Origin of the sequence: Nostoc sp. 'Lobaria pulmonaria (5183) cyanobiont' (assembly GCF_002949795.1) — a bacterium.
Taxonomy (GTDB): Bacteria; Cyanobacteriota; Cyanobacteriia; order Cyanobacteriales; family Nostocaceae; genus Nostoc.
In genome coordinates this window covers 3721046-3746256 of record NZ_CP026692.1, presented here as the reverse complement: position 1 = coordinate 3746256, position 25211 = coordinate 3721046, and the positions used below count along the sequence as shown (strand labels likewise).

General features: G+C 41.2%; 17 protein-coding genes. 12 read left to right on the top strand and 5 right to left on the bottom strand.

Annotation, left to right across the window (positions count from 1 at the left end; translation table 11 throughout):
* Positions 1-28: 28 nt before the first annotated feature.
* From NLP_RS16415 to NLP_RS16400, 4 genes are all read left to right on the top strand, one after another.
* Entirely contained in the window at positions 29-1957 is a 1929-nt protein-coding gene (locus tag NLP_RS16415) for a non-ribosomal peptide synthetase (RefSeq protein ID WP_104907329.1), read from the top strand.
* Positions 1954-6903, top strand: coding sequence for a non-ribosomal peptide synthetase (locus NLP_RS16410; protein ID WP_104907328.1), 4950 nt, complete (start codon positions 1954-1956; stop codon positions 6901-6903). The genes NLP_RS16415 and NLP_RS16410 overlap by 4 nt, the downstream gene beginning before the upstream one ends.
* Positions 6904-7180: 277 nt before the next feature.
* Positions 7181-7918: a class I SAM-dependent methyltransferase gene (locus NLP_RS16405; protein WP_104907327.1), complete on the top strand. Its 738-nt coding sequence runs from the start codon at positions 7181-7183 to the stop codon at positions 7916-7918.
* Positions 7919-8016: 98 nt separating this feature from the next.
* Entirely contained in the window at positions 8017-9273 is a 1257-nt protein-coding gene (locus tag NLP_RS16400) for a glycosyltransferase family 4 protein (RefSeq protein ID WP_104907326.1), read from the top strand.
* 132 nt (positions 9274-9405) lie between these two features.
* Here NLP_RS16400 and NLP_RS16395 read toward each other — a convergent pair whose 3' ends face one another.
* Positions 9406-10314 (bottom strand): hypothetical protein, encoded by a 909-nt coding sequence (locus NLP_RS16395; protein WP_104907325.1) that lies wholly within the window; start codon positions 10312-10314, stop codon positions 9406-9408.
* 406 nt (positions 10315-10720) lie between these two features.
* Here NLP_RS16395 and NLP_RS16390 point away from each other — a divergent pair, with 406 nt between their 5' ends.
* The gene (locus NLP_RS16390) at positions 10721-11683 is read left to right on the top strand and encodes a glycosyltransferase family 9 protein (RefSeq protein ID WP_104907324.1); all 963 of its coding nucleotides are present in this window, start codon (positions 10721-10723) and stop codon (positions 11681-11683) included.
* 187 nt (positions 11684-11870) lie between these two features.
* Positions 11871-13013 (top strand): glycosyltransferase family 9 protein, encoded by a 1143-nt coding sequence (locus NLP_RS16385; RefSeq protein ID WP_104907323.1) that lies wholly within the window; start codon positions 11871-11873, stop codon positions 13011-13013.
* A gap of 237 nt (positions 13014-13250) precedes the next feature.
* On the opposite strand, the gene NLP_RS35575 is transcribed toward NLP_RS16385, so the two are convergent.
* On the bottom strand, positions 13251-13373 hold the full coding sequence (locus tag NLP_RS35575; protein ID WP_267894874.1) for a hypothetical protein: 123 nt from the start codon (positions 13371-13373) through the stop codon (positions 13251-13253).
* Between the two features lie 332 nt (positions 13374-13705).
* On the opposite strand from NLP_RS35575, the gene NLP_RS16375 reads away from it, so the two are divergent.
* The 6 genes from NLP_RS16375 (at position 13706) to NLP_RS35805 (ending at position 20942) form a co-directional block, all read left to right on the top strand.
* Positions 13706-17692: a magnesium chelatase subunit H gene (locus NLP_RS16375; protein ID WP_104907321.1), complete on the top strand. Its 3987-nt coding sequence runs from the start codon at positions 13706-13708 to the stop codon at positions 17690-17692.
* A 19-nt stretch (positions 17693-17711) separates the two neighbouring features.
* The gene (locus NLP_RS16370) at positions 17712-19148 is read left to right on the top strand and encodes a DNA cytosine methyltransferase (protein WP_234016959.1); all 1437 of its coding nucleotides are present in this window, start codon (positions 17712-17714) and stop codon (positions 19146-19148) included.
* A 17-nt stretch (positions 19149-19165) separates the two neighbouring features.
* Positions 19166-20005, top strand: coding sequence for a TdeIII family type II restriction endonuclease (locus NLP_RS16365; RefSeq protein WP_104907319.1), 840 nt, complete (start codon positions 19166-19168; stop codon positions 20003-20005).
* A gap of 68 nt (positions 20006-20073) precedes the next feature.
* Complete coding sequence (locus NLP_RS16360) at positions 20074-20397, top strand: hypothetical protein (protein WP_104907318.1); 324 nt, start codon at positions 20074-20076, stop codon at positions 20395-20397.
* Positions 20398-20424: 27 nt separating this feature from the next.
* Complete coding sequence (locus NLP_RS16355) at positions 20425-20649, top strand: addiction module protein (RefSeq protein ID WP_104907317.1); 225 nt, start codon at positions 20425-20427, stop codon at positions 20647-20649.
* Between the two features lie 116 nt (positions 20650-20765).
* Positions 20766-20942 carry a type II toxin-antitoxin system RelE/ParE family toxin gene (locus NLP_RS35805; RefSeq protein WP_325034676.1) on the top strand — a complete coding sequence of 59 codons (177 nt, stop codon included), beginning with the start codon at positions 20766-20768 and terminating at the stop codon, positions 20940-20942.
* 546 nt (positions 20943-21488) lie between these two features.
* Here the strand turns inward: NLP_RS35805 and NLP_RS16345 are convergent.
* The 3 genes from NLP_RS16345 to sufC all read right to left on the bottom strand — a co-directional run bounded on the left by NLP_RS16345 (position 21489) and on the right by sufC (position 25187).
* Entirely contained in the window at positions 21489-22751 is a 1263-nt protein-coding gene (locus tag NLP_RS16345) for a cysteine desulfurase (RefSeq protein ID WP_104907316.1), read from the bottom strand.
* A gap of 238 nt (positions 22752-22989) precedes the next feature.
* Positions 22990-24396, bottom strand: coding sequence for a Fe-S cluster assembly protein SufD (gene sufD / locus NLP_RS16340; RefSeq protein WP_104907315.1), 1407 nt, complete (start codon positions 24394-24396; stop codon positions 22990-22992).
* Positions 24396-25187, bottom strand: coding sequence for a Fe-S cluster assembly ATPase SufC (gene sufC / locus NLP_RS16335; RefSeq protein WP_104907314.1), 792 nt, complete (start codon positions 25185-25187; stop codon positions 24396-24398). The genes sufD and sufC overlap by 1 nt, the downstream gene beginning before the upstream one ends.
* Positions 25188-25211 lie beyond the last annotated feature (24 nt).

Below are 25211 nucleotides of genomic sequence, written 5' to 3'. Positions count from 1 at the left end.
TAAATAGCTCTAATCATGAAAATCAACGATGAATAACCCGTTGCAACAGTTAATTCAGAGACATCATGTCCACCCAAATAACTCTTTTATAAAGTTCGACAAGAAAGATGTTGAACTATCGGTTCCTGAGCGCTTTCAAAAACAAGTAGATATGCATCCTGAGCATATTGCTGTTAAGACTGGAGAGCATGTGTTCACATATAATGCCCTGAATCAGTTCGCCAATCGCATAGCCAGGGCTATCTTAACCAAGCGCGAACACCTTCGGCGCAGCAAAGCTGAACGCCAAGCAGAACCGATTGCAATGTTATTTGAGAGTGGTGCTCCGATAATTGCTGCAATTCTGGGTGTATTGAAAGTTGGTAAGTTTTATGTACCACTAGATACCTCGCTGCCACAGACAAGGATTAGCTATATTCTGAAAGATTCGCAAGCGGGTTTATTACTAACAGATAGTAGAAATATCTCATTTGCCAAAAAATTGCAAATTAGCGGATTAGAAATACTCAATATTGACGAGATAGATTTCAGCATTTCTTGTGAAAATCTAGATTTACCTCTGCAACCAGATAATTTTGCCTACATCATTTATACCTCTGGATCAACAGGGCAGCCTAAAGGCGTGATCCAAAACCATCGTTATGTTCTGCATCTGACGATGAACTATACCAATAGCAGTCATATTTGTGCCAATGATAAGCTAGCGCTTTTGTACTCCCCAAATTTTGCTGGTGCTGTGAGAGATATCTTCTGCTCGTTGCTTAATGGTGCAACTCTTCTGCCATATAACGTTAAACAAGAAGGGCTAATAGGTTTAAGTAGCTGGCTGAAACAGCAAGAAATAACCATCTTTTTTGCCGTGGCGACTATGTTTCGCCATTTTGTCAACACCTTAACTCAACAAGATAAGTTCCCCAAACTGCGCCTAATTCAGGTAGGCAGTGAGACAGTCTATAAAAAAGATGTAGAACTTTACAAGCAGCATTTCTCTGATGACTGTATTTTTGTTGCCAATTTGGGAGGTTCAGAAATTAGCCCAATTCGGCAGTACTTTGTTGATCAGGAAACGGAAATTACTGGCAGTACTGTACCAGCTGGCTACGCAGTTGAGGATCATGAGGTTTTGTTAATTGATGATCAAGGTAAACTAGTTGAGTTTAATCAGATTGGTGAAATTGTAGTCAGAAGTCGTTATCTCTTTTGTGGTTATTGGCAAAGACCAGACTTGACTGAAGCAGTACTCTTCAAAGATGTCCAAGAAGAAAATAAGCTGTTGTATAAAACGGGCGACTTAGGTTGTATGTTGCCAGATGGCTGCCTTTTGCACTTAGGCAGAAAAGACTTCCAGGTGAAAGTTAGGGGCTACCGCATCGACGTTTCGGAAGTCGAAATGGCATTGATCAATACCAACCTCATCCGAGAGGCTGCTGTCGTAGCATCACCCGATCATCTAGGTCTAAGAGCCTATATTGTGCCGCTCGTTCCCCAACAAGCACTCTCACTCCGAGAACTACGAAGTCTGCTCTTAAAAAGCCTACCAGACTACATGGTTCCCTCAACTTTTATGACTTTAGAAGCGCTACCCCTAACGCCCAATGGCAAAGTTGACCGTTTGGGTTTACCCGCTTTCAGTCAGGTGCAAAGAGCGCAGTTAGAAAGTTTAGTTTTGCCTCACACTCCTACTGAGCAGATATTAATTGACATCTGGACTAAAATTCTCGGAATAGAAGAAATTGGGATTCATGATAACTTTTTTGAATTAGGGGGTCATTCCCTACTTGTTAATGAACTTATTCTAGAATTATTTAACACTTTCTCAATAAATATTCCATTAATTACTGTATTTGAATTACCAACGATCGCTCAACTAGCCAAACGTATTGAAAACACTCGTCGGATATTAGTACAAAAGGATGTGCTTGATAGCACAGATGATTGTGAAGAAGGGATGCTATGAAAACGCTTGATGAACTGTTGTTAGAACTTGGTTGCCTCAATGTCAAAGTCTGGGCTGATGGCGACAACCTCCGCTATCAAGCACCTAAAGGTATTCTAACTTCAGATATACTGGCTCAAATAAAAACATATAAAACGGAAATTTTAGCCTTCCTCAATCAATCAACAATTGAATCACAATCAATTATTAAACCTGTTGATGCAATTATAAAAAATGATGTCCCTTTATCCTTCACTCAACAACAATTTTGGCTGCTCCATCACCTAGAAGAGTCAAATTATATCTACAACATGGTGAGGGCGTTTCGCTTGGAAGGGGATCTGGATATTCCCAGCTTCGAGCAAGCAATCCAATGTCTGATTGCGCGTCATTCCATTCTGAGGACTGGGTTCAAGGTGGTGAATGGTTCGCCAGTACAGGTTATTACACCTCACCTGACCTTTGACATTCCTGTAATTGACTTGCAGAACTTATCAGAAACTGAGCGTATTTCTCAAGCACAACAACTTCTTTTGCAAGAGCGTACCCGTGCTTTTGATTTGAATCAGTCTCCTGTGTGGCGAGTGACTTTAATCCGTCTTCATCCTCAAATTCACTTGTTGATGTTCAATCTGCACCACATTATCTGTGATGATTGGTCAATTCAGGTATTTTTGCGGGAATTATCAGCTCTGTATCAAGAAGTTTTAATAGGAAAAACAGCTTCTTTACCAGAACTCCCCATTCAATATGCTGATTTTGCTCATTGGCAAAATCAACAGATCGCTTTTGATAAATATCACCAACAATTAAACTACTGGCAGCAACAATTGGCAGATGTTGTGCCTATTTTGGAACTGCCTTACTTAAGCGATCGCAGCAATCATAATACAAAGCAAGCGTTTCAATCTGGTATAGTACCGTTGTCTGTGAGTGCTGAGGTAACTAACAAGTTGAAGCAGTTAAGTCAACAGTCTGGGACAACCCTTTTTACCACCCTCCTGACTGCTTTCGCCATCTTACTTTCCCGCTACACCCATCAGGAGGATTTAGTTGTCGGAACTGTTATTGCTAATCGCACCTTAGCGCAGACAAATCCACTTATTGGTGCTTTTGTCAATACACTGGGCTTACGTATTCAAATTCCTGATAATCCTACCTTTCGAGAACTGTTAACTGAAGTCCAAAAGGTTGTTTTAGAAGCGTATGCTCATAGTGAGGTTCCCTTTGTTAAAGTTATTGAAGCTCTGAAAATAGATCGCAAATCAGGTAATAATCCCCTTTTGCAAGTGATGTTTACTCTAGAAACTATCGCTCAGGATAAATTGCAACTCCCAGGAGTTATGACAACAGTACTGGAGTTGAATAAACCAACAGCCGGAGCAACCTTTGATTTAACCTTAAATTTGTGGGAAACAAACTCAGAACTGCAAGGGAAACTAGAGTACAACGCCTATCTGTTTAATGAAGAAATAATCCAGCGCATCAGTGGACATTTTCAGACTTTGCTAGCAAGAATTGTTGAATCTCCAAATCAGCGTATCGGCAATTTGTCAATACTCAACGCTACAGAAAGGGAGCAGTTGCTAGGAAAAGAAATACAGGAGATTGAGTCTGAGTTTCTGTGTTTGCATGAGTTGTTTGAAGCACAGGTGGAGAAGACACCCGCAGATGTAGCACTTAAGTTTGAAGGACAACAGCTAACTTATCGGGAATTGAATCAGCAGGCTAATCAACTGGCACATCACTTGCAAACTCTGGGTGTAAAACCAGAAACATTAGTAGGCATTTGTGTAGAACGTTCACTAGAAATGATTGTGGGCATATTGGGAATACTCAAAGCCGGAGGGGCATACGTACCACTAGATCCCAATAATCCACAAGAACGGTTGAACCACATATTAGAAGATGCACAAGTGCAAGTGTTGGTAACGAATTCGCAATTACGCAACACTCTAGATCAAAGCAATTTTGTTGTCTATTTAGATAAAGAGGCAGACAAAATTGCTCAGTACCCCGGAAATAACTTAGTCAGTGGTGTGCAAGGTAATAACCTAGCGTACATGATTTATACATCCGGCTCTACAGGAAAGCCCAAAGGAGTATTAATCACTCATCACAATGTCGTTCGGTTATTCAAAGCAACGGAAGATTGGTATCACTTTAATGAAACGGATGTATGGACGCTATTCCATTCGTTTGCATTTGACTTTTCGGTTTGGGAACTGTGGGGAGGGTTGCTGTATGGCGGGTGTGTTGTGGTTGTGCCTTCCGAGGTGAGCCGAGACTCGCAAGCATTCTACAACTTACTGGTTGCTGAACAAGTGACTGTTCTCAACCAAACTCCATCCGCTTTTTACCAACTAATTCAAGTTGATGAACATTCCAAGACAACAGAAAAATTGAGTTTACGGGTAGTGATATTTGGCGGAGAAGCACTCTCGTTACCTTTGTTGCAGCCTTGGTTTGAGCGGCATGGAGATCAACTGCCCCAGTTGGTAAATATGTATGGCATTACAGAAACAACGGTTCATGTGACAATCCGTCGTTTAACCTTAGCTGATGTGAAAGCCACTAGTAGCTTAATTGGGCTGCCAATTCCCGACTTGCAGATTTACCTTCTGGACAAATACCAACAACCTGTACCCATTGGGGTGGTAGGAGAACTTTATGTTGGCGGTGGTGGTGTGGCGAGGGGATATTGGCGGCGCAGTGAACTGACTAAGGAGCGATTTGTACCCAATCCCTTTAGCAATCAGCAGCAAGGGCGTTTATACAAAACGGGGGATTTAGCGCGATATTTGCCTACAGGTGAGCTTGAGTATAAAGGACGCATCGATCATCAAGTCAAAATTCGCGGCTTTCGGATTGAGTTAGGAGAAATTAAAGCACTACTTTCTGGGCACCAAGCTGTGCAAGAATGTGTTGTACTTGCCAGAGAGGATGAACCTAATAATAAGCGATTGGTAGCCTATATTGTTCCTGACCATATCCAAGCTTCAACCATTCTCAATTTGGTGAGTTTAAGAGAGCAGGCTATACTAAGCGATGCTCCTTTAGGAACCGCCAAGGGCGATCGCTCTTTCAACGAGTTAGCCAATGGAAAGCAGTGTTTCCCTCAAAAAACGGGAGCAAATAGTTTAGGCGATCGCCAATCAACTTGGAACAGTTTAGAAACATATATTCAAGACCTTCGCCACTATCTCCAGAAAAAACTGCCTGAGTACATGATTCCATCTGCCTTTGTTGTCCTAGAAAAGTTTCCCTTAACGTCCAATGGAAAAGTTGATAGTCGCGCTCTACCCATACCGGAAAATTTTAAGAATGGACTAGAATCTAGCTTCGTAGCACCCAGCACCCCCACCCAAGCAATTTTAGCTAACCTTTGGGCTGCGATTCTCAGTATTGAGAAAGTGGGGATTTACGATAACTTTTTTGATTTGGGCGGACATTCTCTGCTAGCGACTTCACTTCTCTTCCGAATTCGCCAAGCCTTTGCGATTGATTTTCCCCTACGGTGTCTGTTTGAAACCCCAACGATCGCCGCCCTCAGCAAGTTAATTGAATCGTTCAAAGCCCATCCAACACTCAGTTCAAATGGGATTCCCTCTACCATGCTAGCCATGTCTCGCTTAGAGAGAAGCCCATCTACACCCGTGCCGCTATCGCTATCACAGCAGGGCTTGTGGTCACTGCATCAATCAGCAAGTACGGTTGCAACTCTCAATAGTTCGACTCTGATGCGAGTTAAGGGTTCCTTCTTACCAGAGGTCGTGGAGCAAAGTTTTAATGAAATCGTCCGCCGTCATGAGAATCTCCGCACGGTCTTCACCGTCATCAACGATCAGCCGATGCAGATCGTTTTACCTCACCTGCACCTGCCATTAATCTATGAAAACCTACAGCACCTACCCCCAGAGGCGCGTCAGTCGGAAGCGGTTCGTTTGGGAATTAAAATACGTCAGCAGCCCTTCAACCTGGCTGTTGCTCCCCTGATCAGAACTGCTTTATTTCAACTGAATCCAGATGAGCATTGGCTCGTGATTACTATGCACCATCTGATCACAGATGGTTGGTCATTTAGTGTGCTTCTGCAAGAATTAAACGCACTGATGCAGGCTTTCGCAAATGGACGACCTTCGCCCCTGCCAGCCCTATCATGCCAATATGCAGACTTTGCCTTGTGGCAGCAGCAAGTCTACAATGAGTCCGCGATCGCACAGCAACTCAGCTATTGGCAACGCAAACTCGTTGATCAGGAGTTATACCCATCTCCAAGTCTGATGCTCTCTAGTAAACAGGCAGGGCACCGTTTTATCCACTTACCTGAGTCTCTGGTTCGTTCGGTTGAAGGGCTGGGTCGTTCACAGAGGGTAACGAGTTTTGTCATCTTGTTGAGCGCTTTCAAACTTGTTTTAGCAAAGTGGAGTCAACAAAATGAGATTTTGATCCTGGCAACGCTCGGCAACCGCACTGGGCTAGACACAGAGCGGATGATTGGCTGCTTTATCAATGACGTGATTCTGCGATCGCTAATCTTGCCGGAACAGACTGGCTCAACCGTTATTAAACAACTTCAAGAAACCGTCAATGAAGCGATCGAACATAAAGAGGTGCAGTTGCATCGGGTGATCAACCAGATCCAACACTTACGTCCCCTGAATCTGCTGGCAAGTATTACCATGACACCCTCGGTTCAAGATCAAATGCCAGGTTGGGAAGCGATCGCATCGTCACAATGGGGCGATATACCAATGGAACTTTATGGCAAAACACCTCCGTTGGAACTTTACGTTGAACTGTCAAAGACAATCCGGATCAGGGCTAAATACGGCACTGAGAAATTCACAGCAGAGACAATCGATCGCCTATTAAACAACTATCAGGAGATGCTGACTAAGCTTGTTAGCCATTCAGAAATGACTGTTTCAAACCTCTTTAAGACAATACATTCAGAGTACTTTTGAATCTTCAGTTGTTAAACAGATTGGGGTAGTACTATTTTGTAAATGGTAGAGAAAAATGATAATAAGTGAAGGTACAAATTGTCCGTTAGCATTTGATGTTCTTTAGGTTAAGTCCTAATTCAAACAACATAAAACATATATAGCAACCGCCAAGGTGATTAGGACATCAATAGATGATAAAACTTAGACACAAAAAGACTTTTCACCCAGTCCCCAGTACCTTGCTATATCTAAAATTTCCTTATAACTCCTACTAAATGATTATTGGACAACAATTATGCACGACAATTTAATGAAAAACAAGTGGAATGAACGTGCTAAAAAAGATGCATTTTATTATATAGAAACAACTTTCTATGATGGGGATATAGATGCTTTTTTTGCTCTTGGTGAAGAGAGAACTAAATTAATTGTTGACCCTATCCTTACTCAATTATTACCATCGGCAAGTAATGCATCTGTATTAGAAATAGGGTGTGGTCTTGGTAGGTTTAGTCGTGCGCTCTCCAAACGATTCCGTAGCGTCATTGCAGTTGATGTTGCTGATGAAATGATTCGTCAAGCTAAAGAGTTATCCTCTGAGGAGCAGTATGCTAATTTGAAATTCTATACAAATGACGGGACTTCTCTATCTTTAATAGAATCAGAAAGTGTTGATTTTGTCTTTTCCTATGAAGTTTTTCAACATATGCCTTCTTTGAAAGTAATCTTAAACAACTTTACTGAGATCCGACGAGTTATTAAAATAACTGGTAAAGCACTGATTCACTTAAGGACAGAAACAGTTTCTCCATTAACTAAATTCCAAATATTTGCTAAAAGTCATCTTCCAAAATTTCTCTTGAAATTACTAGGATTATCTAGCATTGATAAAACATGGACGGGGACAACCTTAAATACTAAGAATATCGATCAATTATGTAAGTCAACAGGTCTAGAAATCTTACAGCTAATCAACGATCCAACACACGCGCCTAATACACGTATTTTTGTTTTACTTAGTCCTATGAAATAGTCCTATGCTAAGAATTCACGTAGCAGGTATCGACCAGGGGGGTGAAAAAGCACTACCCAGATTGGAGATTCAAGAGAAGGCACTAGAGACGAAGTAAAATGAATTCTCTCAATATACTTCATATTAATAACTGGTTTGGCTTAGGTGGTGCATTTATTGCTGCCTACAATCTGCATCAAAGTTTATCCAGAGCCGGTGTTGAATCTTTCTTTGCCTATAAAGATGAGATTCATGGAGTGTTTCAGGAAAAAGCTAATGATTTGAAAAATACGGTACAGATTGTCCAAAGAAAAAATCAGTTTGTCGATTTAGCGAACTCAATTACAAGACGAATTGGCTTGAATTACGTTGCCAATCCCTCAATTGCTGCTCTTAAACATCAAGCCTGTTATCAGAATGCTGCTTTACTCAACTTTCACCTGCTTCATGATGATTATTTTTCCTATCTCATGCTTCCCTCATTAACGAGAGATAAACCTGCGGTCTACACGCTACATGATATGTGGAGTTTCACGGGACACTGTGCCTACAGTTATGACTGTTTAAAATGGCAGACTGGTTGTGGAAAATGTCCTTATCCTAATGCTTTACCTCCGATTCAACGAGATGCCACATCTCTAGAGTGGAAGTTAAAGAATTGGGCATATCGACACTCCAACTTAACGATTGTGGCTCCTAGTCGTTGGTTGGCTGAATGCGCTAAACAGAGTATGCTCAACTGTTTCCCCATTCATCACATTCCCCACGGAATTGATACAGTAGCCTATCAGCCACTCGATCAACAGCAGTGTCAAACTGAACTGGGAATTCCCCAGCATAAAAAAGTTCTCATATTTGGAGCACAAGACATGACCAATCGGCGTAAAGGTGGCGATCTATTGCTCAAAGCTCTTTCTTACATACCTAAATCGCTCAAAGCTGAAACCGTGTTGCTGACTTTTGGTGATGAAGCGAAAACAATCTCAAATGCCGCAGAAATGGAAGTACTGCACCTTGGCTATATCAGCAGCGATCGCCTGAAAGCGGTTGCCTATTCTGCCGCCGATTTATTTCTGTTTCCAACCCGTGCTGATGTTTGCGGGTTAGTCAGTCTGGAGGCAGCAGCTTGTGGTACGCCGACAGTTGCCTTCAATGTTGGTGGTGTTCCAGATTTAGTCCGTCCTGGTATCACTGGCTATTTAGCAAAACCTGAAAACGCTGATGATTTCTCTAATGGGATTGTCCAACTATTAGAAGACGTTAATTTACGCGATCGTATGAGTCAAAATTGCCGCAAGGTTGCGGTTGAAGAGTACTCGTTAGAAGTACAAGCCCAACGATACATTCAGTTGTACCAGCAAATTCTTAACCTATAGGGGTAGAAGTAACTAAACTAGTACCGCAAGGCGAAATTCAAAATTCAAAATTCAAAATTAATACAGCGTAAGCATTTCATTGGTTTTGAAGAAGTGGTTTATTTACGCCGTACTGTACTAGCTACTTAAAGACTAAATATTCTGCTGTTCAAAAAGTTTTTGCTTTAGCCCTAACCTTAGCGCAAATGCATCTCGAAAAAATAGGTGACGTACAGGACTAAAATAATGTCTAGCAGCCCATTGCTTGCCAGCGTAGTTAGAGGTGATAGAGAATTTATCTTTGGCAAAACAGGCGATTTCTTCTGGAGACCAAGTACTATTTCCTAGTTGATAAGCTGCCTCAGCAATAATTGTTTGCTCAGTATGAAACTCAGAATTTTCTGCTGCTATTTTTAGTAAATGATCTAAATTAGAAGCCTGTAGCAGATTTCCTTTTAAGAAGACTAGACCTGTATTGATGAATGGTGGACTATACAAATGACTGAGACTCTGTTCTAGAAGATCTATGTCATAGCTTGCCATAAAGTCCTCAGAGACTTTCAAAATTGGCAGATCGCTGTCTTCATCTTTTAGCGGTAATTCTGGTAGTTCCTTAAACCAGAGAATGTCGTTATCACACCAAAGAGTTGCACCATACTCGCCGAATTCTAGAAGAATTGCTAATTTTTTACCCAGCAAATTTTTCTCGGCAAATTGTGCCACAGATTCACGCCCTTTCTGTCTGTGATAGGAAACACTTTGCTCCCAGTAGCTGAAGGACTTTGTTCCAGTCCACCATGCTAGTGCTTCTTCTAGTTTTGATATAGTAATCGTGCCGTCAGAAACGATTTGTAGCTTTGGTATTGATGACCAGCTAGTATATAAAGAAAACAAACACTGTTGAAGGAATGGTAAATGTTTAGTTCCAGTCATTGTCAAAAACATTAGCTCTATTTCTGGTTTTGGCGGAACTTGAGGATTTGGTAAAAGATTCAAAAGAAATTCGTATACCATTCTAGAGCGAACAGCTATTAGCTTCTTAAAATTAGTACTTAACAGCATGAATTCTCCTTACCTCTGTAGGTGACATGGTTGTTGACATATCTAAAATCTTGTGAAATTTGGAAACTCTAACCGTATGTACTTCAAAAACTCTGGTCGCTTTTGCTATTTATCTAACGTAACTCTAGAAATAATTTATAATACTACGTGCTTTTTTTCAAAAAAACCACAATTATTAATAATATAGAAATGAAAGAGTTAGAGTAGAAAAAATTTTACAATTGTATTTAAAAAATCATAAAGTAATTATATAAAATTACTTGATGATTTCTATAGTTCTTATTTTTTCATGGAGCAGTGTTTTGGTAGGTTAGTAGCTTTTTATATTACTAAATTGTTGCGATCGCAAAATCAATAACTACCTTTTTATTAAAGACTGAACACACTAAATACGGAAGAACAAAATATGTCCGATAACAGCAGTACAGATCAATCTATCTTCTATCCACGATTTCGAGATTCAGAACCATTAGCTGCATCGAAGTATTATACTGAAAAGTATGACTGTGACTTGGCAATACCTAGTTATCTTGGAATAGGAAGTTGTGTATGTTATACACCATTAGTTGAAGCATTATCTTTAAAAAAAGGGCGATTCATAAAATTATTGACCGCCCCTTTAAACTACTATAAAAAGGCTCAAGAAAACGGGTATGCAATCTGGGAGAACAATCCATATATTGAGACAATTATCAATGCCGATGACATAGACCCGAACATCATGGTAGAAGTGTCCGTTGAATCAGATAATTTTTGTCAAAGCCGTCATATCATAGAAAATATCTGTTTTGCTCATGGACTGCGCCCTCGTCAATTAAGAGGTTCTTTATTTTTATCTCACGCAGAAATGCAGTGGGGATTAAAGACCCTTGCTCACCTGAAACGTCCCGTTGTTTGTATCTGTCCCTATGGAACTTCATCGAGTATTAAAGACTCACCTTGGCACTTAGATAATTGGCTGGAATTAGTTGATTACTTGAAAAATCAAGTAAGTTTTTTACATATTGGCAATAATGACTTTGAGCAAAAGACGTTTTCTATCTTTACACCAAAAACAACTATTAGACAAGCAATGGCTCTGATTTGGGCAAGTGATTTATATGTAGGATTTGATACTGGCCCTTCTCATATTGCCACTGCATTTCAGAAACCAACACTGGTTTTATGGGATGCTGTGAAAAAAGCTTCTTTAGAAGAAGAGAAACAGGAAGGATTTAGCATTGCCCATCTGCGTCGATGGTCTTATCCTCAAAATCAGAATCTAGTTATTATTGGTGAGAAAAAGAAGGAAGTCCTTGAAGACTGCTTGGAATTCATTCTTGAACAACTCAACTCCTTTAATCGACTTAGTAAACTAATCACAAATTGATAAAACTAAGTACAACATTTTATTAATTCGTAGGGAATTCTCTGCGCCTCTTTGCGAACCTTTGCGTTTAAATTTCAACCCTCAATTCGCCACGATTTTACGCAAAGCTGTACTAAGAGAATATTTGGAAAGTTGTTGTCAGGCATCATCTAAAAATAATTTGAAAAATTTGTAAGAAATCCGTGATATGCAAGTCTTTATCGATCAATCCTTACGCCCCCATCCCCATATTGCCGTATTCGGCTCCAGCAAGGTTGGCAATTATGTAGTAACTACCCCCTTGCTGCGAGGTCTGAAAGAAAAATATCCAGATTGCACGTTGGATTTTTTTGGCAGTGACGTAACCCAAGACTTTGAACTTTATTGTCCCTACATTGATTGGCGCTTTTCTCTGTATAGCGATCGCGATGATATCTTAGCGCAGTTAGCGCAAGTAGTACATCAACGGCAACAAGTTGCAGGTTCTTACGATTTAGCAATTAATTGTGATGAATTCAGCCCCATCAACCTAGTGATGACAACTGCTCTACGTCCCCTGTATGTGACAGGAGCGGCCTTAACACAAGACTTTCAGAAAAAGCTTGATGGAGGTGAAAATGCGAATTCAATTCAACGCCTGCTCCAGGATCAAGATTGGAATAGTTCTGAATTGGTCAAACGGCATCAAGGCGTGATTCAGAGCAACTATATTGGGGAAATCTTCTGTCGTTTAGCCTATGTTGAAACCGACTTTTTCAAGCTAGAACTGCCTAGTCAAGAACCTAATTTTCCTGTACCCGATGTGCTAATTCATGTGACAGCCACCCGACCTGCTAAACTCTGGCCGATTCACGCTTGGCAGCAAGTTATCCAGTGGTGTGCGGCACAAGGATTGAGTGTCGGTTTAGTGGGCAGTGCGCCGAAGATACAGAAAACGCTATACAATGCAGGTTCTATAGAGGACGACTTATTACAAACTACTGCTTTGATTGATCTCAGAGGTCAGACATCTCTATTAGAATTAGCAGGCGCATTTCTTCAAACCAAAGCCTTCATCTCAGTGGATGCAGGGCCATTGCATATTGCAGTTGCGGTGGGATGCCATACAATTGCTCTCTTCGGTAATGATGTTGACGGCGATGGAGCCAGTCCAATACATTTGTGGAAACCAAGACAACCTCACGTACATCTAGCGCTTTCAACCTTCAAATGTACCTTGTGTCAGGAGCATAGTTTTAGTAATAAGTCCTGTCTTGTGCCAGACCACCCCTGTATGAGCCATCTGTCTTTTGAGCAAGTTATCGATTATCTCCAGTGCCTGCTAAAGAAAGTTTGTCAAAAAATGGTGTGAAATTGCTCATCGTTCGCGTAATAGGCATTGAATCCGATGACCATATACTCATCGCAATCACCATACAAATCACCAAGTGTGATGTCAGTTTCCGCTTGCGTATCTCTCTACTAAGTAAGTCGGCACAATCAAACCAAACTGTGTGAAGAAAAGTAAACAAGACTCAAACCCTCTCTCCTCCCGCTCCCAGCCCCCAGCAATAACTGCCTTATCCCAACGATAATTATTTACGCCGACCTACTTATCTGTTTGCCCTAATACTTGCTCAATTGCTTCCGTTGGTATCGCTGTTTCTATCGCTTTTAGCACTTTCCCCGATTCCATTAAAAGTGATACCAGCGAAAATTCTTTGAGTTGCATTAGCCGCGCGTGTTTTTAAGTACAACTCTCAATTTACCTGTTTTTGGCCTTAACCGAAAAGTATTGATATCTAAATAGCTATTTAACTATTAAAAGTAAGTATTGCAAAAAATTTACAAAAAGGTGAGCTAATACTTTTAGATAAAGTCAACAATTACGAATAAATATTTCGTTTTTTATATCGATTTGTGTCATATAGACGATAAAATGCCCAGTGGGCAAGCGTTTTCTGATAAAAAACACATATTGCCTAAAGATCACAAGTTACCTGTGGCTGCTGATGCCGCTAGGAACTTCCTTCAGAGAACACGCATCAAAGGAGCCGAAGAAGCATGTTCACACACGTCAAGTCCACCATTAGACACATTGCGCCTGATAACTTACGCGGACGTAGTTTAATCAAGGTGGTCTATGTCGTGCTTGAGTCCCAGTACCAGAGTGCTTTGTCGCAAGCAGTTCGCACGATTAACGCGAACAATCCCAACTTGGCGATTGAAATCAGCGGGTACTTGATTGAGGAACTCCGCGACCCAGAGAATTACGAAGAGTTCAAACGAGAAATTGAGAGTGCGAATATCTTCATCGCTTCCCTAATTTTCATCGAAGACTTAGCACAGAAAGTAGTAGCAGCAGTAGAACCACACCGCGATCACTTGGACGTTTCCGTTGTCTTTCCCTCGATGCCAGAAGTAATGCGCCTGAGTAAAATGGGCAGCTTTTCCTTGGCACAGTTGGGTCAGTCAAAAAGTGCGATCGCCCAATTCATGCGGAAACGCAAAGAAAAATCCGGTGCGGGATTCCAAGATGGAATGCTGAAGCTTTTGCGAACGCTGCCGCAAGTGCTGAAGTTTTTACCGATGGACAAGGCACAGGATGCCCGAAATTTCATGCTCAGTTTTCAGTATTGGCTAGGTGGTTCTCCAGAAAATCTGGAAAACTTCTTGCTGATGCTAGCTGATAAATATGTATTTAAAGGTTTAGAAAAACATAATTTTGCACCTTCTACATACGAACAGCCGGTGGTTTATCCCGATTTAGGGATTTGGCACCCTTTGGCTGGCAGTATGTTTGAAGATGTCAGAGAGTACCTGAATTGGTATACAGCTCGTAAGGATATTTCTAGCGATCTAAAAGATCCCCTAGCTCCTTGTGTCGGGTTAGTATTGCAACGCACTCACCTAGTTACAGGAGATGATGCCCATTATGTAGCGATGGTGCAGGAGTTGGAAGCATTAGGTGCACGGGTACTACCTGTGTTTGCTGGTGGTTTGGACTTCTCCAAGCCTGTAGATGCATACTTTTATGAACCGACTACTAATATCCAGTTGGTAGATGCAGTGATATCGCTGACTGGTTTTGCTTTAGTAGGTGGCCCAGCCAGACAAGATCATCCCAAAGCAATTGAGTCACTCAAACGCTTAAACCGTCCTTACATGGTGGCGTTACCCTTAGTATTCCAAACCACAGAAGAGTGGATGGATAGCGATTTAGGGTTACATCCAATTCAAGTAGCTTTGCAAATTGCAATTCCTGAATTGGATGGGGCAATTGAGCCGATTATATTATCGGGTAGAGATGGGACTACAGGCAAAGCGATCGCCCTGCGCGATCGGGTTGAAGCTGTAGCCGAACGCGCCTTAAAATGGGCAAATCTGCGCCGCAAGCCAAAACTGGATAAAAAAGTCGCCATCACCGTTTTCAGCTTCCCGCCAGATAAAGGCAACGTCGGAACCGCCGCTTACTTGGATGTATTCGGTTCCATCTACGAGGTAATGAAAGCCCTCAAAAATAACGGCTACGACTTACCCCAATTGCCAGAATCAGCCGAAGCGTTGATGCAAGAAGTCATCCATGACGCCCAGGCGCAGTACAATAGTCCAGAACTGAACATTGCTTACAAAATGTCGGTTCCTGAGTACGAGGCGCTGACCCCCTACTCTCACCGCCTAGAAGAGAACTGGGGCCCACCTCCTGGACATCTCAATAGTGATGGGCAAAACCTGCTGATTTATGGTAAGCAATTCGGTAACGTCTTCATCGGTGTCCAACCTACATTTGGTTATGAAGGCGATCCAATGCGGTTGTTGTTCTCTCGTTCAGCGAGTCCTCACCACGGTTTTGCTGCCTACTACACTTACCTAGAGCAAGTTTGGAAAGCTGACGCTGTACTGCACTTTGGTACACACGGTTCCTTGGAATTCATGCCAGGTAAACAGATGGGGATGTCTGGCGACTGTTATCCAGATAACTTGATTGGCTCAATTCCCAACTTGTATTACTACGCAGCTAATAATCCGAGTGAGGCGACAATTGCCAAACGTCGGAGTTATGCCGAAACGATTTCCTACTTGACACCGCCGGCAGAAAATGCTGGTTTGTATAAAGGTTTAAAGGAACTCAGCGAGTTAATTGCTTCCTATCAAACCTTGAAAGATAGTGGACGCGGTATTTCCATTGTTAACAGCATCATGGATAAATGCCGGATCGTGAATCTGGATAAGGACATCAATCTGCCAGAAACCGATGCTAAAGAGATGAGTGCCGATGAGCGGGATAATATTGTTGGCAACGTCTATCGCCGGTTGATGGAAATCGAGTCCCGGTTGTTGCCTTGTGGGTTGCACGTGATTGGGAAACCGCCAAGTGCAGAAGAAGCGATCGCAACTCTCGTCAATATCGCCAGCTTGGATCGTCAAGAAGAAGAACTTCAAGGCTTACCGGGAATTATCGCTAACAGCATTGGGCGTAACATTGACGATATTTACCAAAATAATGACCGAGGCATTTTAGAAGATGTCCAGTTATTGCAAGATATCACCTTGGCAACCCGTGCAGCAGTTACTGCCCTTGTACAAGAGCAAATCGACGCACAAGGACGAGTTTCTCTCGTTTCCCGATTGAATTTCTTCAACATGGGCAAAAAAGAGCCTTGGGTAGAAGCATTGCATAAAGCGGGTTATCCCAAAGTTGACACAGCCACACTCAAACCCCTATTTGAGTATTTGGAATTCTGCCTCCAGCAAGTTTGTGCTGACAACGAACTAGGAGCATTACTCAGAGGCTTAGAAGGCGAGTACATCCTACCTGGCCCTGGTGGTGATCCCATCCGCAACCCGGATGTCTTGCCCACGGGTAAGAATATCCATGCTCTAGATCCCCAATCGATCCCAACAACAGCAGCAGTACAATCAGCCAAAATCGTCGTAGATAGGCTTTTGGCACGTAGCAAGGTGGAAAACGAAGGTAAATGGCCAGAAACTATCGCCTGCGTTCTTTGGGGAACCGATAACATCAAAACTTACGGCGAATCCCTAGCACAAATCATGTGGATGGTGGGCGTGCGTCCAGTTCCCGATGCCTTGGGACGGGTGAATAAGTTGGAATTGATATCTCTAGAAGAGTTGGGACGCCCCAGGATTGATGTGGTGATCAACTGTTCTGGTGTATTCCGCGATTTGTTCATCAACCAAATGAACCTACTAGACCAAGGCGTGAAGATGGCAGCTGAGGCAGATGAACCCTTAGAAATGAACTTTGTTCGCAAACACGCTTTGCAACAAGCCGAAGATATGGGGATTAATCTGCGTCAAGCAGCGACTCGCGTTTTTTCCAATGCTTCTGGTTCCTATTCGTCAAATATCAACTTGGCGGTGGAAAACAGCACTTGGGATAGCGAAGCCGAGTTGCAGAACATGTATCTCAACCGGAAATCCTTCTCGTTCAATTCCGATAACCCCGGAATAATGGACGAATCCCGGCAGATTTTTGAAAGTACATTGAAAACTGCTGATGCAACTTTCCAAAATCTCGATTCTTCTGAGATTAGCTTAACGGATGTTTCTCATTACTTCGATTCAGATCCTACTAAGTTAGTTGCAAGTCTGCGGGGTGATGGTAAAAAACCAGCATCTTATATTGCAGATACAACCACAGCTAACGCTCAAGTGCGGACATTATCAGAAACTGTGCGCTTAGATGCCCGTACCAAATTATTAAATCCCAAATGGTATGAGGGGATGCTGAATCACGGTTATGAAGGTGTGCGCGAACTCTCCAAACGGTTAGTAAATACAACAGGTTGGAGTGCAACAGCCGGCGCTGTGGATAACTGGATTTACGAGGATACTAACGAAACCTTCATCAAAGATGAAGAAATGCAAAAACGGTTGCTGAACCTCAATCCCCATTCTTTCCGCAAGATTGTATCAACTTTGTTGGAAGTGAATGGACGCGGTTATTGGGAGACTAGCGAGGAGAATTTAGACCGCCTACGTGAGTTGTACCAAGAAGTTGAAGACCGGATTGAAGGAATAGAATAGTCATTGAAGGGCAGGCATCTTGCCTGCCCAAATTTGCTATCTTATTTATGAATCAGGCATGATCAAAAACAAACACATGGTAACAAGTGTTTATGCTCAACAACTAGAATTATTTCAATTATTTGAATCAGCAAATGTTATAAGTTTTCAATCAAAATTTACATTTATAGATTTATTCGCTGGCATAGGTGGATTTAGAATTCCTCTGCAAGAGTTAGGAGGAATATGTCTAGGCTATTCAGAAATTGATAAAGAGGCTATTAAAGTTTACCAAAATAATTTTATTCGTTATGCCAATGTTGAGGAAGCATATTTAGGAGATATTACTAATTTAAATAAGCTCCCGTTTGAAATAGATTTGTTAGTTGGGGGTGTTCCTTGTCAACCTTGGTCAATAGCTGGTAAATTACAAGGTTTAGACGACCCTAGAGGTAAGCTATGGATTGATGTTTTTAGAGTCGTTAAAGCTAACCAACCGAAGGCATTTATATTTGAAAATGTTAAAGGTTTAACAGAGCCAAGAAATAGAAAAAGCCTAGAGTATATACTTAATAATCTGACAGCATGTGGTTATGTAGTTAAATACCAGGTACTTAATTCCTACGATTTTGGTTTACCTCAAGATAGAGACAGGATATTTATTGTTGGGATTAGAAATAATCTGGAAAAATGCTGGGCTTTTACCTTTCCTAACTCCTTAGATAAACAGCTAAAACTTTATGATGTAATTGCTGGTATTCAACATAGTAATTTTGCGAAAAAAAAATTTCCCCCAGAAATTTTATTTTTTGATGGTAAAATTCCAGGTTCTAGAGGCAGATTTCAAAAAATAGATGAATTAAATGATTTTTTCACTTTTGCTGATATTAGAGATGGACATACTACTATTCATTCTTGGGACTTAATAGAAACAACTTTAAGAGAAAAGTTCATTTGTCAAACTATATTGAGAAATAGAAGAAAGAAAATTTATGGACTCAAAGATGGTAATCCTTTAGAATTTGAAGTATTACAAGCTCTCATTCCTAGTTTACAGATGGAAGAAATAAATACTTTAGTAGCCAAAGAAATTCTACGTCTTATCGAGAGTAAAGGCTATGAATTTATTAATTCTAAAATTTCTTCGGGAATTAATGGCATTTCTAAAATATTCTTGCCTCATGCTGAGGCTATTGGAACTTTAACAGCAACTGGAACTAGAGACTTTGTTGCAACTATATCTATAGAATGTAAGGAACCAGAAGCATATAAGCAAACTTTTATTCAAGAAATTTATGTTAAAAAGAACTATAAACCTTTAACAGCCAAAGATTACGCTAGATTACAAGGATTTCCAGAAACTTTTAAAATCGCTGAAAGTGAGAGTACAGCCAAGCATCAATTTGGTAATGCGGTTTCTGTTCCTGTCGTTTACCATTTAGCAAAAGCTTTGTTAAAAATAATTTTCATAGGTTAAATAAAATCAAATAAAACATGGTAGCTATTAGTTCAAACACTCGTGCAGTAATTAAAGGTTATCTAGAAGGATTTATTAAGGCTCTTGTTGATGAGTATAAAGGGCGTAAAATTTTAAAGCCAGATAATGCAGCAGAGTATTTATCAAGATTCTCATATAATGGAGAATTGAAACCATTTCAAGCAGCACTGATTCCACCAGAATTAATACGTATCAACCAATTTGAAAGAGGTTTGAGTACGAAGCTAGGTAATTCTTTTGAAGAATGCGCTCGCTTAATTGCTCTAGAACATCATCAAGATGTACGTCGAAATTATGATATTAAATCGCAAGTAAGTATTGCTGCTTTTGCAGAAGCTGAACTTCAGAAACAAAATTACGAATCTGCTACGAAAAAAGAACAACCCAAGCCATCTTTTGAGCAGATGATAACAGCAGTTATTAATGCTCGTCGTAGTGATGATTTAGAAATGAAGATTGTTCGCGCTGATCTTTATATTCTGGCGAAAGACGGCACAGAATTCTTATTTGAAATCAAAGCTCCTAAACCAAACAAAGGACAATGTTTAGAAGTATTGCAACGTCTACTTAGATTTCATTTACTACGCGGTGTAAACCGTCCTCAATTACAAGCTTACTATGCTATGCCTTATAATCCATATGGTATTACCAAAGCTGATTATAAATGGACGCAGGCAAAAAGCTATTTACCTTTTGAAGAGGCTGTAATTATCGGAAATGAGTTTTGGAATATTATAGGGGGAGCAACTGCTTATGAAGAATTATTGGAAATCTATCTGGAAGTGGGACGGGATAAAAGTAAATATATGTTGGATGCTTTAGCTTTTGGGTTTTAAGAGTTGTTGAACAAACAGAATCAGAGGTAAAAAGCTTAATCAATATCATTATCATTTTATAGGAGCAATTGCATTTTGGAGTTATAACCGCCGCACCACTCTTCCACAACAAGCGATGCCTGTGGCGGGCTGCGCTAACGCTCTCTCTTCCACAACAGGCGATGTCTAACGACAAGCCGAAGAAGCGTCTAAGCCTTGTTTTCGAGGTTTTCTGTAAGGCGATCGCACTCACTCTTCTACAACAGGCGATGTCTAACGACAAGCCGCTACGTGTCTACGCTTTGTTTTTGAGATTTTCTGCAAAGCGAGCGATCGCTCTGTTGAGCAGCAAAACATATACAGCGTTCAATTGGATGGACAAAATCTTGTCCGCTATATTTAAGGTGTACTAGTTGCTTCCTCACTCCAAGTTAATCAGTATGGATATCACAGCTACTTTGAACGAAATCGCAACTCTCAGTGTTGAAGATAGAATCCGTATTGTACAGGCAATTTGGGATACTATCGCTGCGGAACAAGTTTACCCTGATTTAACCGATGCACAAAAGCAAGAGCTTGATCGTCGAACTTCTGACTATAATTCAAATCCAAATAATGTGCTGACTTGGGAAGAAATCAAAGCATCAATTAAGAGGCAGCAATGAATTATGTCCTGGTATTTCGCCCAGAGGTTCGAGAAGAACTCAATGATGCACACAGTTGGTACGAGAGTCAGAAACCCGTTCTGGGTGACGAGTTTTTAGACTGTGTAGACTAAACGGTGAATCGAATTTCTCAGATGCCAGAATCCTATGTAATTGTCTACGGTGATATTCGACGAGCAATAGTGCAGCGATTTCCCTATGCTGTATACTATAGGATTGTGTCGAGTCGAGTAATAGTGACAGCAATTTTTCATGGTCGCAGAGATCCAAAATCTTGGCAGACGCCAACCTAACACTATAATTACGAGCAATGTCACTCGACTTGCCACTACACATCTACGCTTTGTTTTTGAGGTTTTCTGCAAGGCAATATTACTCGACTTGCCGCTACGCATCTACGCTTTGTTTCTGAGATTTTCTGTAAAGCGTAGGCGTAGCCCGTCGTAGACATCGCTCCTTTTTCACAACAGGCGATGTCTAACGACAAGCCGCTGTGCGTCTACGCTTTATTTTTGAGGTTTTTGCAAAGCGATCGCTCTTTTGTTAACTATCCCTCTTCTGTCACTTTCCGGGAGGGCGATCGCTAGAAGCCTGATGAGGCAATCAATACAAGCTATACTATTAGAAAAAAATTGGTCTTGGATTTGTTATTAAAAAAGAATCGTGCGATGCCTACGCTTGCTATACAAAAGCTCTAGAATTCAGAAATGGCAAATGTTTCCGGAGACTGACAGAAGAGGGATAAAAGAACCAAAAATCCAAATAATTAAATTGTGCCAAGTATTAGCAAGTTATGTTGCTGATAATCGGCACAATTAGTGTCTGAATATTTTGTAACTTTAAGCAAGGAAACCCGCAAAAAAGTCCAGAGTTTCTTTCAGTGCTTTGATGAAAACATCAATTTCCTCGCGGGTGTTGTAGAAAGATAGACTCGCTCGTGCGGTTGCAGCAAGACCTAAGTAACGGTGTAATGGTTGAGTGCAATGATGTCCAGAACGAATGGCAACGCCTTCTTGATCTAATAATGTAGATAAGTCGTTGGCGTGGACTTCCCCGGTGGTGAATGACGCAAGTGCAGCCCTACCTTCCCCTTTAGCATTTGGTTTAGGGCCGTAAATTCTAATTTGGGGAATTTGCTCTAATTCTTGGAACAAATAGGCTGTTAATTCTGCTTCGTAGGCATGGATTTTATCCATGCCGATATTGCTAAGATAATCTATCGCAGCCCCAAGTGCGATCGCTTCCCCAATTGCAGGTGTACCGGCTTCAAATTTATGCGGTAATTCTGCATAGGTGGAATGGTCTAAATACACCTCTGCAATCATCTCACCACCACCAAAAAATGGTGGCATTGATTCTAACAATTCCAACTTGCCATAGAGAAATCCTATCCCAGTTGGAGCGCACATTTTGTGACCGGATGCTACCAACCAATCACAATCTATCTTCTGCACATCAACAGGGTAGTGGGGAACACTCTGGCAAGCATCAACTAAGAATTTAGCACCATATTTGTGTGCGATCGCACCAATTTCTTCTACTGGGTTAATACAACCCAAAGTATTGGAAATATGAACCACTGACACCAATTTTGTTTTCTCAGAAATCAGCTTTTTAAACTGTGACAAATCAAACGTTTCTTCTGGTGTCAGTTCTACAAATTTCAGTACTGCACCCGTTTTTTGCGCCACCAATTGCCAAGGCACAATATTACTATGGTGTTCCATCACCGAGAGAATAATCTCATCTCCTGGCTGCAAATTGTTCATTCCCCAACTGTAGGCTACTAGGTTAATCGCCTCACTTGCGTTGCGGGTATAAACGATTTCCTGACGTGATGCAGCATTAATGAATTTAGCAACTTTGTCTCGCGCCCCTTCATAAGCATCGGTAGCTTTAGCACTGAGGGAATGGGCACCGCGATGCACGTTAGCATTATATTGCTCGTAGTAATCCCGCAGGGTATTTAATACGAACAAAGGCTTTTGCGATGTCGCTGCATTATCGAGATAAACTAAAGGTTTCTCGTTAACTTCCTGATGCAAAATCGGGAAGTCAGCACGAACTTGATCAGCAACGGTTTTGGTAGGAGTGAAAGTCATTGGTAGATTAGTCAAACAATTTGGGATTTGGGACTTCGGCTTACTTCGACTTACTTCGACTTACTTCGACTTCGCTCAGTACAAGTCGCTCAGTCTAACGATTTTAGATTTTAGATTAACTCCACAGAATTTTAGAGTGAAAAATTTCATCTAAAATTCGGATTGGGGCTTGAAACCTTTTTAAACTTTGGATTTTGAATATTCATCCCAAATCCAAAATTTAAAATCTAAAATTTTCTCAAGAGTCAGGCGATATGGACTTAAGATTATTAACTATGTTTAAAAGGATTTCTCGCAGAGAGGGAATCGGTATTTTATTGATGACTTCAGCCGCGAAGGCGTTAACTAACAACTTCCGAGCATCGTTTTCATCAATTCCCCGACTTTGCAGATAGAATATTTCGTCATCTTCTAATTGGCTAACGGTAGCACCGTGAGCGCATTTGACATTATCGGCAGTAATTTCCAATTGGGGTTTGGTATCAACTCTGGCTTTCGATGATAGCAGCAAATTCCGATTCAACTGGGCTGCATTTGTCAACTGCGCTAGTTTGGGTACAAAAACTTTACCATTGAATACCGCATGAGCGCGATCGCCTACAATACATTTATGCAATTGATCGGTTGTACCGTGAGGATGATTTAGTGCGATCGCACTGTGAGTATCAGACAACTGCTTACTAGAAATCATCGTCAACCCATTGAGAGTAGTTTCTGTCTGCTCACCAGTTTGCAAAATTTCTAAATTGTGCCGTGACAACTTCGCGCCTAAATTTATGGCATTACAAGTATATCGACTATCACGAGCTTGCGAGACAGATGTTTTACCAATGTGAAAAGCCTCTGCACTTTCTCGCTGAATTCGCGTATGGTTAACCTGGGCATTTTCCTCAACCCAGATTTCTGTAACTGCGTTAGTAAAGTGAACTACTTCCCCAAGTTGTATTTGATCTGGATCTTCTATGTTTGTTGGTTGATACAGATAATCTTCAATGAGCGTAACACTACTACCAGATTCAGCCACTACTAAAGAACGAGGTTGTGATAGTATCGGTGAATTACCAGGAATAGACAGGAATAGTAAATGAATTGGCGTTTCTACGACAACATTTTTTCCCACCCATACTACAGATGCATTTGTGAAAGCAGCAGTATTCAACGCAGTGAAGACTTCTTGCGTACCCTCTTGTTGGGCTAAATAATTCTGTAGGCGATCGCGATATTCTAAAGGAAATTCAGCTAAATCTTCCACCCATATACCTTCTGGCAAATCTGCAACAGATGACAGATCCGGCGCAAAAACTCCGTTGACAAACACCAACCGACTATCAACAGCTTCTGGTAAAGTCAGTTGTGTGATATCAAATTTTATAGACCAAAACCCTCGTGTCTCTACATTGAATTTTACTTGCCGTAGAGACGATAGATCAGTAAATCGCCATTCTTCTTCACGGGTAGTGGGGATAGTTGAGTGACGGACAAAATTAGCAGCGCGATCGCGCACTTGTTGTAACCAAGCAAATGTTTCTGGCTGAGGAACTTCCTCGAAAATCAATCCCTGAAATTGATTTAACAACTCACTCAGGTAAGGATCTCCATTTACCAAGGTGTTGGAAGCCTGATTTTGAGATACTTGAATACTCATTACACACCCACCTCAGCAGCTGCAAATTCTGCTAGCACCCAATCATAACCGCCAGACTCCAATTTTAATGCCAGTTCCTTACCACCACTGGTGATAATCTGTCCTTGTGCCATTACATGCACAAAATCAGGCACAATATAATCGAGTAAGCGTTGATAGTGAGTAATCAAAATTGTGGCATTTTTTGGACTTGCCAGTTGATTTACCCCATTCGCCACAATTCTGAGCGCGTCAATATCCAAACCCGAATCAGTCTCATCCAAAATTCCCAACTTTGGTTCTAGCAACGCCATTTGCAGAATTTCATTCCGCTTCTTCTCGCCACCAGAAAACCCTTCATTCAAACTCCGACTGAGAAAACTGGGATTCATTTTCACCACATCCAGCTTTTCCTCAATCAAATCGTCAAAATCAAAAGCGTCTATTTCCTCTAAACCTTGCGCCTTGCGACGAGAATTGTACGCCACCCGCAAGAAATCTAAATTGCTCACACCCGGAATTTCTAACGGATACTGAAAGGCTAAAAATACACCGCTTCTGGCGCGTTCTTCCGGTTCCAATTCCAGTAAATTTTGCCCCTGGAAAATCACCTCACCGCCAGTCACCTCATACGCCGGATGCCCAGCCAACACCTTAGAAAAGGTACTCTTACCAGAACCATTTGGCCCCATAATCGCATGAATTTCACCCGATCGCACCTCAAGATTCACACCTTTCAAAATCGGTGTCCCATCAACATTAGCCGTCAGATCCCTTACTGACAGCACAATTTCACTATTTTCAATAATCATGTTGTCTCTCTTCTTTTTTGGTTC